Here is a 13,623-nt window from a genome sequence, read left to right on the forward strand (position 1 = left end):
GTCCTTGGCGATGCCGGCGCGGTCGATGACCTGCGCGACGGCCTGCCGCACGGCCTTCTGGTCGGCGGGCTTCACCTTGGCGTCGAAAACCATGTAGCGCTTCTCGGTGCCGGTGCCCTCCAGGACCTGGATGCCGGAGGTCTTCTTCAGGTCCTCGGTGTCGGTCGGCGACAGGCTGCGGAAGGCGGCGGTCACCGTGCCGTCCTTGACGGCCTGCTTGAGCGCGGACGCCTCGGAGAAGTACTGGAGCACGACCTGGTTGTTGTTGAGCTTGGCGTCGCCCTTGTACTTCGGGTTGGCCTTCAGCGACGCCTGCTGCTTGGCGGTGTACTTGTCCAGGGTGTACGGGCCGGAGCCGACGATCTTCGAGCCGTCGAGCAGCTTGTCGGCCGGGTAGACCTTCTCGTCGACGATCGTGCCCGCGTCGGTGGCGAGCACCGAGGGGAAGGTCGAGTCGGGGTTCTTCAGGTGGAAGGTGACCTGGTCGGTCCCGGTGACCGTGGTGCTGTCGAGGTTGGCCAGCAGGCTGGAGGGGCCGTTGGGCGCGGCGATCTTCAGCATCCGGTCGAAGGTGAACTTCACGGAGGCCGCGGTGAGCGGGTCGCCGTTGGAGAACACCAGGCCGGGCTGCATCTGGCAGGCGTACGTCTTGGGGTCGGTGAAGGAGCAGCTCTTCGCCGCGTCCGGGGCCGGGGTGGTGGCGCCGGTCGGGAAGTGCATGACCTTCTGGTAGACGCTGTCGATGATCTCCCAGGAGCCGTAGTCGTACGCTCCGGCCGGGTCCAGCGAGGACACCGAGTCGGTGGTGCCGACGATCACGGCGCCCTTGCCGCCACCGTTGCCACCGCCGCTGCTGCTGGACGAATTATCCTTCTTGCCACCGCACGCGGCGGCGCCGACGGCCAGGAAGGCCACGGCGGCTGCGGCGACGACACGCTTGTTTCGTGACATCCAGTGAATCCCCTTGCTCACATGCCGATCGGTTGAGTCGGCATCGACCGCCCTGGACATTAGCGGGACGGCCGTCGCCCACCGGGACACGGAGTGATTGAGGGGACATTACATACCGGTAACAGGACGTTCACCACCGATATGCGAACGTCGGGGCTATCGAGTGCCGGAGCGTCAAAAGCGACATATCACCCGGGTAAGAAACCGATAAGTGAAATCTCACCCAGGCGCACCACCGGCTGTCGATGGGGCGTCGTGTGACAATCATCACACTGCCCGGATTCCACTTCGTGAGATGTTATTCAGCGGTCACCGTCAGTGAAGATCCACATTCACAGAGCCCCGGATCAGGGACCTCAGGAACGGCACGTCCACCTGGTCGAGGGAGCGCACAACGGTACGCCGGGGGGCGGCCGGAATCGGCACCAGCGACGGCACCGCGACCACATGGCAGCCCGCCGCCTCACCGGACGCCACACCCGTCACGGTGTCCTCGACGACCACGCAGCGGGCCGGGTCCGCGCCCAGCCGCCGGGCCGCCGTCAGGTACGGGTCGGGGTGCGGCTTGGTGCGGGCGATCTCGTCGCCCGCGAGGGTGAAGGCGAAGTTCTCGGCACCGAGGGTGCGCAGCATGGCGTCGATCGTGCGCCGGTGCGAGGCGGACACCAGCGCCGTGGGCACCCCGTGCGCCGCCAGCTCCGTCAGCAGCCGGCGGGCGCCGGGCATGAGCGGGGCGCCGCGCACGATCAGTTCCTCGAAGCGGGTGTCGATCGCGACCATCAGCTCGGCGAGTGTCGCGGTGGTGCCGGTGACCTCCATGAGGTGGCCGACGCTGCGCGCCATCGGGCCGCCCACCACGACCGCCTTGTGCACCTCGTCCAGCACGTGCCCCAGATCGGCGAACACCCCCGTCTCGGCCGCCCACCAGATGCCCTCGGTGTCCACGAGGGTGCCGTCCATGTCCAGCAGCACCGCCTGGAGCTCCTGGCCGTGCGCCGGACGGGTGGCGGCGACGGGGATGCTGCTGGTCATAGGCTCACTCCTCGGCCGGGTGCGGAACCGGCCCGGCACCGGCCGCGGGCCGGTCCCGGAGCGCTCCTGCCGGGCGTCCTGCCCGGGGGGCACGAGGGCCGGTCGCCCTGTCCCGCGTACGGGAGGCGACCGGCCCTCGCCGGACCCACCAGTCTACGTCCCCGCACCCGGGCACGCCTGACGGGCAGGCAACGGCCGTGCGACATCCCCGTGACACGCCCGGACGCCACCGGGCCCGTACGGGCCCGCGAGCGGCCTCAGCGGGCGTTGAAGTACTTCGCCTCGGGGTGGTGGATGACGATCGCGTCGGTGGACTGCTCCGGGTGCAGCTGGAACTCCTCCGAGAGCTTCACGCCGATCCGCTCCGGCTCCAGCAGCGCCGCGATCTTCGCCCGGTCCTCCAGGTCGGGGCAGGCGCCGTAGCCGAGCGAGAAGCGCGCGCCGCGGTACTTCAGCGCGAACATCTCCGTCATCTCGCCCGGGTCCTCGCCAGCGAAGCCCAGCTCGGAGCGCACCCGGGCGTGCCAGTACTCGGCGAGCGCCTCGGCGAGCTGCACGGACAGCCCGTGCAGCTCCAGGTAGTCGCGGTAGGAGTCGGCGGCGAACAGCTCGTTGGCCGCCTCGGAGATCCGGTTGCCCATGGTGACGACCTGGAAGCCGACGACGTCGGTCTCGCCGGACTCCTCGGGCCGGAAGAAGTCGGCCAGGCACAGCCGCCGGCCGCGGCGCTGGCGGGGGAAGGTGAAGCGGGTGCGCTCGCTGCCGTCCTCGTGCAGCACGATCAGGTCGTCGCCCTTGGCCACGCACGGGTAGTAGCCGTAGACCACCGCGGCCTCCAGCAGCCCCTCGGACTGCAGCCGGGTCAGCAGCCCGCGCAGCCGCGGCCGCCCCTCGCTCTCCACCAGCTCCTCGTACGAAGGCCCCGAGGCGCGCGACTGCTTCAGGCCCCACTGGCCCTTGAAGAGCGCGCCCTCGTCCAGCCACGAGGCGTAGTCGGCCAGCGGGATGCCCTTGACGACCCGGCTGCCCCAGAACGGCGGCTCGGGCACCGGGTTGTCGACCGCGACGTCCGAGCGCACCGGCCCGCGCGCCTCGTCCTCGGCCGGGTCCGGCCCGTCCTGCTCGCTCTGCGGCCGGATCGGCACCCGGCGCTGCTTGAGCTCGGGCAGCGCCGCGCCGGGCACCCCGCGCTTGACGCCGATGAGCGCGTCCATCAGCCGCAGGCCCTCGAAGGCGTCGCGGGCGTAGCGGACCTCGCCCAGGTAGACCTCGTGCAGATCCTGCTCGACGTAGGCCCGGGTCAGGGCGGCGCCGCCGAGGATGACGGGGTAGTCGGCGGCGAGGCCGCGCTGGTTGAGCTCCTCCAGGTTCTCCTTCATCACCACGGTGGACTTCACCAGCAGGCCGGACATCCCGATGACGTCGGCGCGGTGCTCCTGGGCGGCGTCCAGGATCGCCGAGACGGGCTGCTTGATGCCCAGGTTGACGACGTTGTAGCCGTTGTTGGACAGGATGATGTCGACCAGGTTCTTGCCGATGTCGTGCACGTCGCCGCGCACGGTGGCGAGCACGATGGTGCCCTTGCCGCCGCCGTCCTCGCTCTTCTCCATGTGCGGTTCGAGATAGGCGACGGCGGTCTTCATGACCTCGGCGGACTGGAGCACGAACGGCAGCTGCATCTGGCCGGAGCCGAACAGCTCGCCGACGGTCTTCATCCCGGCCAGCAGGGTGTCGTTGACGATGTCCAGGGCGGGGCGCTCGGCGAGCGCGGCGTCCAGGTCGTCGGTCAGGCCGTTCTTCTCGCCGTCCACGATGCGCCGCTGGAGCCGCTCCTCCAGCGGCAGCGCGGCCAGCTCCTCGGCCTTGCCCGCCTTGACGGACTTGGCGTCGACGCCCTCGAACAGCTCCATGAGGTGCTGCAGCGGGTCGTAGCCCTCGCGCCGGTTGTCCCAGACCAGGTCGTACGCGGCCTGCCGCTGCTCCTCGGGGATGCGGGCGATCGGCACGATCTTGGAGGCGTGCACGATCGCCGAGTCCAGGCCCGCCTTGACGCACTCGTCGAGGAAGACGGAGTTGAGCACCACGCGGGCGGCGGGGTTGAGGCCGAAGGAGATGTTGGACAGGCCCAGCGTGGTCTGCACGTCGGGGTGGCGGCGCTTGAGCTCGCGGATGCCCTCGATCGTGGCGGCGCCGTCCCCCCGGGACTCCTCCTGGCCGGTGCAGATGGTGAAGGTCAGGCAGTCGACGAGGATGTCGGACTCGCGGATGCCCCAGTTGCCGGTCAGGTCGGCGATCAGCCGCTCGGCGATCTCGACCTTCTTCTCGGTGGTCCTGGCCTGGCCCTCCTCGTCGATGGTGAGCGCGATGAGCGCGGCGCCGTGCTCGACGGCGAGCGCGGTGACCTTCGCGAAACGGGACTCGGGGCCGTCGCCGTCCTCGTAGTTGACGGAGTTGAGCACCGCCCGGCCGCCGAGCTTCTCCAGCCCCGCGCGCAGGACGTCCACCTCCGTGGAGTCCAGCACGATCGGCAGCGTGGAGGAGGTGGCGAAGCGCCCGGCGATCTCGGCCATGTCGGCGACGCCGTCCCGGCCGACGTAGTCCACGCACAGGTCCAGCAGGTGGGCGCCCTCGCGGATCTGGTCGCGCGCCATCTCGACGCAGTCCTCCCAGCGGCCCTCCAGCATCGCCTCGCGGAACTTCTTCGAGCCGTTGGCGTTGGTGCGCTCGCCGATCGCCAGGTAGGAGGTGTCCTGGCGGAAGGGCACGGTCTGGTAGAGCGAGGACGCGCCGGGCTCGGGGCGGGGCGAGCGCGGGGTCAGATCGTGGCCGCCGATGCGGTCGACGAGCTGGCGCAGGTGCTCGGGCGTGGTGCCGCAGCAGCCGCCGACGAGCGACATGCCGTACTCGGCGGCGAAGGTCTCGTGCGCGTCGGCCAGCTCGGAGGGGCTGAGCGGGTAGTGCGCGCCGTCCTTGGTGAGGACCGGCAGACCGGCGTTGGGCATGCAGGTCAGCGGGATGCGGGAGTGCCGGGCGAGGTAGCGCAGGTGCTCGCTCATCTCGGCGGGGCCGGTGGAGCAGTTCAGCCCGATCAGGTCGATGCCGAGCGGTTCCAGGGCGGTGAGAGCGGCGCCGATCTCGGAGCCGAGCAGCATGGTGCCGGTGGTCTCGACGGCGACCGAGCAGATGAGCGGCAGGTCCACGCCCGCCTCGGCCATCGCCTTGCGGGAGCCGATGAGCGCGGCCTTGACCTGGAGCAGGTCCTGCATCGTCTCGACGACGAGCGCGTCCGCGCCGCCGGCGATGAGGCCGGCCGCGTTGGCGTGGTAGCCGTCGCGCAGGTGGGCGTAGGTGGTGTGGCCGAGGGTGGGCAGCTTGGTGCCGGGGCCGATGGAGCCGAGCACCCAGCGCTGCCGGCCGTCGGCGGAGAAGCCGTCGGCGACCTCGCGGGCGAGCCGGGCGCCGGCCTCGGCCAGCTCGTAGATGCGGTCCTCGATGTCGTACTCGGCCATGGCGCTGGCGTTGGTGCCGAAGGTGTTGGTCTCGACGCAGTCCACACCGGCCGTGAAGTACGCCTCGTGCACCGACCGCACGATGTCGGGGCGGGTGATGTTGAGGATCTCGTTGCAGCCTTCGAGCTGCTGGAAGTCGTCGAGGGTCGGCTCCTGCGCCTGGAGCATCGTGCCCATGGCGCCGTCGGCGACGACGATGCGGGAGGCGAGTGCCTCGCGGAGGGCGGCGGCGCGGGCGTTGCTCGCGGCGGGCGCGGCGGACGAGGGGGACGGCGAGGCCATGGAACTGCTCCCTGGGATGCGACGGCTGTCGGCTATGCGCCGGTCCGTCCCCTCGGGGGACGGACCACGCACCCCGCCAGCGTAGCCTTCCGGGCCGCCGGGACGGTGCCGCATTCCGAGGGGCGGACGGGTGGCGTGCTCCGGTGTTCCCCCTCCCGGGCGTGCCCGCGCCCTTCCCGCGGGGCTGCGACCAGGGCGAATGTTTGACCCGTACAGATCAATGGGGAGACTCCCGTCCTGCGATCGACCAGGTGTCCAGATATCGAACGCGTACGCGACAAGGGGGTCGCTGTGTCCAACGGTCATATCGTCACCGGCGAGATCTTCGGGACCGCGGTGCTGATCCTGCTCGGATGCGGCGTCTGCGCCGCCGTGACACTCAAACGGTCCAAGGCCAGGGACGCGGGCTGGCTCGCGATCACCTTCGGCTGGGGCTTCGGCGTGCTGGGCGGCGCCTACATCGCCAACGGCTACTCCGGCGGCCATCTCAACCCCGCGGTCACGCTCGGCATAGCCATCAAGACCGGACAGTGGTCGAAGGTGCCGTACTACCTCGTGGGACAGCTCGTGGGCGCCGTGATCGGCGCCTTTCTCGTGTGGGTGGCCTACCTCGGGCAGTTCTCCGCGCACATGTCCGGCCTGGAGGCGGCCGAGGGCAGGGACGCCCGCCCCGCCGGGCCCGTGCTGGGCGTCTTCTCCACCGGGCCGGAGATCCGCAACCCGCTGCAGAACCTGCTGACCGAGACGGTGGCGACCTTCGTGCTCGTGCTCTTCATCCTCACGCAGGGCATGACCGACGGTCTGGCGGAGAATGGAATGGGCATCCTGCTCACGGCACTGATCGTGGTGGGCATCGGCCTGTCGCTGGGCGGGCCGACCGGCTACGCGATCAACCCGGCGCGGGACCTGGGGCCGCGGATCGTGCACGCCCTGCTGCCGCTGCCCGGCAAGGGCGGCTCGGACTGGGGCTACGCCTGGATCCCGGTGGCCGGCCCGCTGGCCGGGGCCGCCATCGCGGGCGGGTTGTACCGGCTCGCGTTCACATAGACGGGAGGCGGACCACCGAACGCACACCCGCGCGCCCCGCACACCGGGGCCGAGCACCGAGCCCCGAGCACCGAGCCTCGACGAGGAGGACACCATGACCGACACGCCCGCCGGCGGTACGGGACCGTACATCGCCGCCATCGACCAGGGCACCACGTCCAGCCGCTGCATCGTCTTCGACCGCGACGGGCGGATCGTCGCCGTCGACCAGAAGGAGCACGAGCAGATCCTGCCCAGGCCCGGCTGGGTCGAGCACGACGCCGCCGAGATCTGGACCAACGTGCAGGAGGTCGTCGCCGGGGCGCTGCGCAAGGCCGGCGAGGACGTCCCGGGATTCACCCCGTCGGACGTCAAGGCGATCGGCATCACCAACCAGCGCGAGACGACCCTGCTGTGGGACAAGAACACCGGCCAGCCGGTGCACAACGCCATCGTCTGGCAGGACACCCGCACCGACGCGCTGTGCCGCGAGCTGGGCCGCAACGTCGGCCAGGACCGCTTCCGGCGGCAGACCGGCCTGCCGCTCGCGTCCTACTTCGCCGGGCCCAAGGTGCGCTGGCTGCTGGACAACGTGGAGGGCCTGCGCGAGCGCGCCGAGGCCGGGGACATCCTCTTCGGCACCATGGACTCCTGGGTGATCTGGAACCTCACCGGCGGTGTCGACGGCGGCAAGCACGTCACGGACGTCACCAACGCCTCCCGGACCCTCCTGATGGACCTCAGGACGCTCCAGTGGGACGAGAAGATCTGCGCCTCGATCGGCGTGCCGACCGCGGTGCTGCCGGAGATCCACTCGTCCTCCGAGGTCTACGGCAGCACGGACGTCGGCGGCCTGTCCGCCGTACCCGTGGCCTCCGCGCTCGGCGACCAGCAGGCCGCGCTGTTCGGCCAGACGTGCTTCGCCGAGGGCGAGGCGAAGTCCACGTACGGCACCGGCACCTTCATGCTGATGAACACCGGCGAGAGCCCGGTCAACTCCTACGCCGGGCTCGTCACCACGGTCGGCTACCGGATCGGCGACGCCAAGCCCGTCTACGCGCTGGAGGGCTCCATCGCGGTGACCGGCTCGCTGGTGCAGTGGATGCGCGACCAGATGGGGCTCATCGGCACCGCCGCCGAGATCGAGACGCTCGCCGCCACGGTCGAGGACAACGGCGGCGCCTACTTCGTGCCCGCCTTCTCCGGCCTCTTCGCCCCCTACTGGCGCTCCGACGCGCGCGGGGTGATCGCCGGGCTCACCCGGTACGTCACCAAGGCGCACCTGGCCCGCGCGGTGCTGGAGGCGACCGCGTGGCAGACCCGGGAGATCGCCGACGCGATGCTCAAGGACTCCGGCACCGAGGTCACGACCCTCAAGGTCGACGGCGGCATGACCGCCAACAACCTGCTGATGCAGACGCTGTCGGACTTCCTCGACGTGCCCGTGGTGCGCCCGATGGTCGCCGAGACCACCTGTCTGGGCGCGGCCTACGCGGCCGGTCTGGCGATCGGCTTCTGGCCGGACACCGAGGCGCTGCGGGAGAACTGGCGGCGGGCCGCGGAGTGGACCCCGCGGATGGACGCCACGCAGCGCGACAAGGAGTACAAGCAGTGGCTCAAGGCCGTCAAGGCGACCATGGGCTGGCTGGACGAGGAGGACACGGCGCGCGGCTGAGCGCGGCCGGGAGCGGGCCGACGGCGGCCGGTCACGGCCGCCGTCGCCGGTCCGCCCGGCCCCCTGGCCGCCCGCTCAGGGCAGGAGCGCGTCCAGCTCCGCGAAGAGCGCCGCGGGCACCTCGCCGCCGGTGCGCCCCAGCAGGGTGCGCCAGTGGCCGCGGCCCTCGTGCCACAGCGCCGCGGGGGTCCCGGCGGCGACGGCCGCGACCGTACGGGCGGGCAGTTCGTCCTCGGCGGCGCGCGACGGGGTCAGCCAGTGCGCGGTGCCGCCCTCGGCGAGCCTGGCCATCCACAGCAGGTGCCGGGCGGCGTGCGCGTGGGCGTCCTGCGCGCGCAGCCGCTCGCCGCGCGCGGTGACGTGAGCGGCGAGCACCAGCCAGTTCGCGAAGCGGCCGCACAGGTCGGCGATCTCCGCGGGGTCGGCGGGCAGCGGCGCCTGCCTGGGCAGCGCGGCCAGTACGGGGGTGAGGGCGCCGTCCCGGTCGGTCACCACCATGGCCTCGACGGCGGCGCCGCGGGCCGGCCAGTCGCCGACCGAGGCGATGTCGTCGGTAGTGGCGAAGTGGAACTCGCCGCGGACCAGGCCCTCGAAGAAGGCCACATGGGTGCCGAACTCGTTGCGCAGCACGAGGTTCACCGGGGCGACCCGCGCGCACCACGCGGCCGGGTCGAGGGCCGCCCGCGCCGCGGGGTCGAGGAAGAGCCAGAACTCGACGTCGCTGTGCTCGTCCCCCTCCCCCGCGGCGAAGGACCCGTACATGAGCGAGGCGCGGATCGTGTCGTCGGCGTGGCAGAGCTCGCGCACCCGGGAGATGAGATGGTCCTGGATCACGCGGCCCAGTATGGGTCGCGGCCCGACAGCGCGACAGCGGTTTCCAGGGCGCCCGCGCCCTCGGGGATCTCGGCCGGTTCGCCGAAGCCCTTGTAGTCGCGGTACATCTGCGCGTACTCGCGCACCCCGGTGAGCAGCCGCTGCGCGGTGGCGTCGGCGACCGTGAAGTCCTGGCCGGTGGCGCGGGCCACATCCCAGCCGTGCAGGCACAGCTCCAGGAAGAGCATGCCCGCCATGCCCTCGGCGGGCATGCCGTTCACCTCGCCCTCCCAGGCGGCGGGCTCGGACCAGGCGGCCACCGAGCGCTCCAGCTGCGCCGCGTAGGCCGCCTGCCAGTCCGGCTCGGCGGTGAAGTCGCGGGTGTCCAGGCCCTCGGGGTGCGGCTCGCGCCGGGCCCGCAGCTCCATCCCGACACCGGTGTACGCCACCAGGTGGTTGACCAGGGTGCGGGTGTCGTAGTCGGGGCAGGGTGTGGGCCCGGCGAGCTGGTCGGGCGTGACGCCCGCGGTGACGCGGGCGGCCGCGCGGGCGGCGTCGGCGATGTCGTTCGGGTAGGTCATGCCCCCGACGCTACGGAGCCCGCCGCGGCCGGTCTTGAACAAACGCGACACCGCATAGGCTGGGCCCATGAGCAGGCACGGCTTCCACCGCGGGGTGCTGCGTCCGGAGGCCGCCGCGGAGTTCCTGGAGGTGCGCACCCACCCGCCCGCCCCGGAGCTGGCCGCGCTCGTCGACTTCTACTGGAACCCCCGCTGGGATCTGCGCGGCCGCGACCCCTACGAACAGAAGGTGCTCGCGCACCCCAACGTGCACCTGGTCTTCGAGCCCGACGGGCCGCTCGTCTACGGGGTGCAGCGCGAGGTGTACGTACGGCGGCTGGCCGGTACCGGGCAGGTCCTCGGGGTCAAGTTCCGGCCCGGGGCCTTCCGTGCCTTCAGCACCGGGCCGGTGGCCGCGCTCGCCGACCGCTGCGTGCCCGCCGCGCCCCTGTTCGGGCCCGGGGCGCAGGAGACCGGGCGGCGCGTCCTGGCGCTGGACGACCTCACGGAGATGGCCGCGCTCGCCGATCGCTTCCTGGCCGGGCGGCTCCCCGCGGCGGCGCCCGACCCGCGCGTCGCCGAGGTCGCCGCGCTGGTCGAACGGATCACCGCGAGCCCCCAGCTCTTCCGGGTGGACGCGCTGGCCCGTGAGCTGGACATGTCCGTACGGCGGCTCCAGCGGCTCTTCGCCGACTACGTCGGGGCCTCGCCCAAGTGGGTGCTGCGCCGGGCCCGGCTGCACGAGGCCGCCGCCCGCGCCGACGCGGGCACCGGCATCGACTGGGCCGCGCTCGCCGCGGACCTCGGCTACGCCGACCAGGCCCACCTCACCCGGGACTTCACCGCCGCGGTGGGGGCTCCGCCGGGCAGATACGCGGGGGCGTGAATCCCGGTTTCGTTAGGTGTTCGGGCCCTCCGGGCACATAATGAGGATATACATCGGAGGTCTGGCGGCGCTGCGGACCTGTACCAAGGGGAGGGCGCGGGATGGCGGTCACCGACGAGGCGATCGAGAAGATCAAGGAGATGATCGTCTCCGGAGCGCTGCGGCCCGGCGACCGGCTCCCCAAGGAGAGCGAACTCGCCGCCGAGCTGGGCCTTTCCCGCAATTCGCTGCGCGAGGCCGTACGGGCGCTGTCCCTCATCCGCATCCTCGACGTCCGGCAGGGCGACGGCACCTACGTCACGAGCCTCGACCCGCAACTGCTGCTGGAGGCACTGAGCTTCGTGGTGGACTTCCACCGCGACGACACGGTGCTCGAATTCCTGGCGGTGCGCCGCATCCTGGAACCCGCGGCCACCGCGATGGCCGCGATCAGCATCCCCGAGGACGAGCTGGACGCCCTCCAGGGCAAGCTCGACGCGCTGGGGGCGCAGCCCTCGGTGGAGGAGCTGGTCGCCTCCGACCTGGAGTTCCACCGCGGGATCGTCGCCGCGTCCGGCAACTCCGTCCTGTGCTCCCTGCTCGACGGACTGTCCGGCCCCACGACCCGCGCCCGCGTCTGGCGCGGCCTCACCCAGGAGGACGCGGTGTCGCGCACGCTCCTGGAGCACCGGGCGATCCTCGGCGCCCTCCGCGACCGCGACGCGGAAGCCGCCCGCAGCTGGGCGACGGTCCACATCGCCTCAGTGGAACAGTGGCTCCGCTCGACGCTGTGACCTGCGGCCGGCCGGGGGTGCTGCCCCCCGCCCTGCCGGGCCCGCTGTTTTCCCGGGACCTGACGACGCGGGGTGGGTTGCTCGCGCGGTTCCCCGCGCCCCTGCGGCGGGAAGGTCGCGCGAAAGGCCTCACGGGGCACCCCCGTGGCCTCACCCCAGCCCGTACACCGCCGCAGCGGTACCGCCGAAGACCGCGGCGGACTCCGCCGGGGAGAGGTCCGAGGTCGCCTCGGCGGCGAGGGCGAGCACGTCGCCGTAGGACGCGGCCAGCGTGCAGACGGGCCAGTCGGAGCCGAACATCACCCGGTCCGGCCCGAAAACGGCCAGCACGTGCCGTGCGTACGGCAGAAGGTCAGCCGGCTCCCAGCCGGACCAGTCCGCCTCGGTCACGAGCCCCGACAGCTTGCACACCGCGTTCGGCAGCGCGGCCAGCGCGGCGATCTGCGGCGCCCACTCCTCCCACCCGCCGGAGGCGACGGGCGGCTTGGCCGCGTGGTCGAGGACGAAGCGCAGTTCGGGCAGTGCCGCCACCGTGTCGAGCGCCGCGGGCAGTTCGCGCGGGGTGACCAGCAGGTCGTAGGTGAGGCCGGCCGCGGCGACGGTCGCGAGGCCCCGGCGGACGCCCGCGCGGGCGAGCCACCACGGGTCGGCCTCGTCCTGGACCTGGTGGCGTATGCCGACCAGCGGGCCGGTCAGCGAGGCCAGGACGTCGGCGAGCGCCGGGTCCGTGAGGTCGGCCCAGCCGACGACGCCGGCGACGCGCCCGCCGGAGCCCGCGGCGGTGTCCAGGAGTTCGCGGGTCTCGTCGAGGGAGGAGCTGGACTGGACGACCACGGTGGCGTCCAGCCCGTGCGCGTCGAGCAGCGGTTCCAGCTCGGCGAAGGCGAACGTGCGGGCGATGGGGTCGAGTTCGGGCCCGGTCATCCAGGGCTGCGGGCGCCGGCCGAGGTCCCACAGGTGGTGGTGGGCGTCGATCCGCCGGGTGCGGCTCAAGGGTTCGGGCACGGTCACTCCCCCGCGGTGAGGGGCAGCGGCACGTCCGTGTCGAGCAGCCCTTCGGCGACGAGGGCGTGCCACATCGCGTCGGGGATGTCGTGGGCGAACATCGCCTCGTTGTCGCGCACCTCGCCGGCGTTCGCGGCGCCGACCAGCGCGGAGACGACGCTCGGGTGGGCGAAGGGGTACCGCAGCGCGGCGGCCCGCAGCGGGACGCCGAACTCGCCGCAGACGCGGGCCATGGCGAGCGCCCGGTCCACGAGCGGCTGCGGCGCGGCGGCGTAGTTGTAGTGCGCCCCGGGGCCGGGGTCGGCGAGCAGCCCGGAGTTGTAGACGCCGCCGACGACGACCTTGGTGCCGCGGCGTTCGCACACCGGCAGCAGGTCGTCGTAGGCGGTGCGTTCCAGCAGGGTCCAGCGGCCCGCGCACAGCACCACGTCGATGTCGAGGTCGGCGACGAGGCGGGCGAGCACACCGCTGAGGTTCATGCCGAAGCCGATGGCCTTGACCACGCCCTGGTCGCGGAGTGCGGCGAGGGCGGGGAAGCCGCTGTCGTAGACCTCCGGGAGGTGGTCCTCGACGTCGTGCAGGTAGACGATGTCGACGGCGTCCACGCCGAGCCGCTCCAGCGAGCCCTCCAGCGTGGCGCGGATGCCGTCGGCGGTGAAGTCCCAGACCCGGGCGCGGGCCGGGACGTCGGTGAAGCCCTGGCCGTCGGGCTCCTCGCCCGGTTCCAGGTCCCGCAGCCTGCGCCCGACCTTGGTGGACAGCACGTACGAGGCGCGGTCCCGGCCGGCGAGCGCCCGGCCCAGCCGCTCCTCGGAGCGGCCGAGGCCGTAGTGGGGCGCGGTGTCGAGATAGGTGACGGGCCGGCCCGCGTCGAAGGCGGCGGCCACGGTGGCCGCCGCCTCCTCGTCGGTGACGGCGCGGTAGAGGTTGGCCAGCGGCGCGCAGCCGAGGCCGAGCCGGGGCAGTGCCGGGAGGGGCATACGTGGTGTCTTTCTGCGGGGCCCGGCCGGCTGTGCGCCGGGAGGGAGAGGGGACGGGGGACGGGGACGGTGGTGTCAGTCCTGCTTCTCGCCGCTGGCGAAGCGGGAGATGATCAGGGCGACGATGATGA

General features: G+C 72.3%; 11 protein-coding genes. 4 read left to right on the top strand and 7 right to left on the bottom strand.

Annotation, left to right across the window (positions count from 1 at the left end; genetic code table 11):
• The 3 genes from ACWERV_RS35560 to metH form a co-directional block, all read right to left on the bottom strand.
• The coding region (locus ACWERV_RS35560) for an ABC transporter substrate-binding protein (protein ID WP_452940921.1) at positions 1-819 on the bottom strand (819 nt) is incomplete at its 3' end.
• A 447-nt stretch (positions 820-1,266) separates the two neighbouring features.
• On the bottom strand, positions 1,267-1,983 hold the full coding sequence (locus tag ACWERV_RS35565; protein WP_452940923.1) for an HAD family hydrolase: 717 nt from the start codon (positions 1,981-1,983) through the stop codon (positions 1,267-1,269).
• Positions 1,984-2,240: 257 nt separating this feature from the next.
• Positions 2,241-5,774, bottom strand: coding sequence for a methionine synthase (gene metH, locus ACWERV_RS35570; RefSeq protein WP_452940925.1), 3,534 nt, complete (start codon positions 5,772-5,774; stop codon positions 2,241-2,243).
• 291 nt (positions 5,775-6,065) lie between these two features.
• On the opposite strand from metH, the gene ACWERV_RS35575 reads away from it, so the two are divergent.
• Positions 6,066-6,821 (top strand): MIP/aquaporin family protein, encoded by a 756-nt coding sequence (locus ACWERV_RS35575; RefSeq protein ID WP_398180749.1) that lies wholly within the window; start codon positions 6,066-6,068, stop codon positions 6,819-6,821.
• Positions 6,822-6,915: 94 nt separating this feature from the next.
• Positions 6,916-8,475: a glycerol kinase GlpK gene (gene glpK / locus ACWERV_RS35580; RefSeq protein WP_398180752.1), complete on the top strand. Its 1,560-nt coding sequence runs from the start codon at positions 6,916-6,918 to the stop codon at positions 8,473-8,475.
• A 75-nt stretch (positions 8,476-8,550) separates the two neighbouring features.
• Here glpK and ACWERV_RS35585 read toward each other — a convergent pair whose 3' ends face one another.
• Complete coding sequence (locus ACWERV_RS35585; protein WP_452940928.1) at positions 8,551-9,309, bottom strand: hypothetical protein; 759 nt, start codon at positions 9,307-9,309, stop codon at positions 8,551-8,553.
• Complete coding sequence (locus tag ACWERV_RS35590) at positions 9,306-9,869, bottom strand: TIGR03086 family metal-binding protein (protein ID WP_452940930.1); 564 nt, start codon at positions 9,867-9,869, stop codon at positions 9,306-9,308. The genes ACWERV_RS35585 and ACWERV_RS35590 overlap by 4 nt, the downstream gene beginning before the upstream one ends.
• A gap of 67 nt (positions 9,870-9,936) precedes the next feature.
• Here ACWERV_RS35590 and ACWERV_RS35595 point away from each other — a divergent pair, with 67 nt between their 5' ends.
• Both ACWERV_RS35595 and ACWERV_RS35600 read left to right on the top strand, forming a co-directional pair.
• Complete coding sequence (locus tag ACWERV_RS35595; RefSeq protein ID WP_452940932.1) at positions 9,937-10,734, top strand: AraC family transcriptional regulator; 798 nt, start codon at positions 9,937-9,939, stop codon at positions 10,732-10,734.
• Positions 10,735-10,835: 101 nt separating this feature from the next.
• The gene (locus ACWERV_RS35600) at positions 10,836-11,507 is read left to right on the top strand and encodes a FadR/GntR family transcriptional regulator (RefSeq protein ID WP_398180764.1); all 672 of its coding nucleotides are present in this window, start codon (positions 10,836-10,838) and stop codon (positions 11,505-11,507) included.
• 150 nt (positions 11,508-11,657) lie between these two features.
• Here the strand turns inward: ACWERV_RS35600 and ACWERV_RS35605 are convergent, their stop codons facing one another.
• Together ACWERV_RS35605 and ACWERV_RS35610 are read right to left on the bottom strand one after the other, a co-directional pair.
• Positions 11,658-12,512, bottom strand: a complete 855-nt coding sequence (locus ACWERV_RS35605; RefSeq protein WP_452940934.1) for an amidohydrolase family protein — start codon at positions 12,510-12,512, stop codon at positions 11,658-11,660.
• Positions 12,513-12,514: 2 nt separating this feature from the next.
• Positions 12,515-13,492 (bottom strand): aldo/keto reductase, encoded by a 978-nt coding sequence (locus ACWERV_RS35610; RefSeq protein WP_452940936.1) that lies wholly within the window; start codon positions 13,490-13,492, stop codon positions 12,515-12,517.
• Positions 13,493-13,623: the final 131 nt, after the last annotated feature.

The organism is Streptomyces sp. NPDC004031 (assembly GCF_053604375.1).

Excerpts from the sequence above, each read along its gene's own strand:
- glpK (WP_398180752.1), top strand. The coding sequence starts at position 6,916 with ATGACCGACACGCCCGCCGGCGGTACGGGACCGTACATCGCCGCCATC.
- ACWERV_RS35600 (WP_398180764.1), top strand. The coding sequence starts at position 10,836 with ATGGCGGTCACCGACGAGGCGATCGAGAAGATCAAGGAGATGATCGTC.
- ACWERV_RS35590 (WP_452940930.1), bottom strand. The coding sequence starts at position 9,869 with ATGACCTACCCGAACGACATCGCCGACGCCGCCCGCGCGGCCGCCCGC.
- ACWERV_RS35610 (WP_452940936.1), bottom strand. The coding sequence starts at position 13,492 with ATGCCCCTCCCGGCACTGCCCCGGCTCGGCCTCGGCTGCGCGCCGCTG.
- metH (WP_452940925.1), bottom strand. The coding sequence starts at position 5,774 with ATGGCCTCGCCGTCCCCCTCGTCCGCCGCGCCCGCCGCGAGCAACGCC.
- ACWERV_RS35565 (WP_452940923.1), bottom strand. The coding sequence starts at position 1,983 with ATGACCAGCAGCATCCCCGTCGCCGCCACCCGTCCGGCGCACGGCCAG.
- ACWERV_RS35595 (WP_452940932.1), top strand. The coding sequence starts at position 9,937 with ATGAGCAGGCACGGCTTCCACCGCGGGGTGCTGCGTCCGGAGGCCGCC.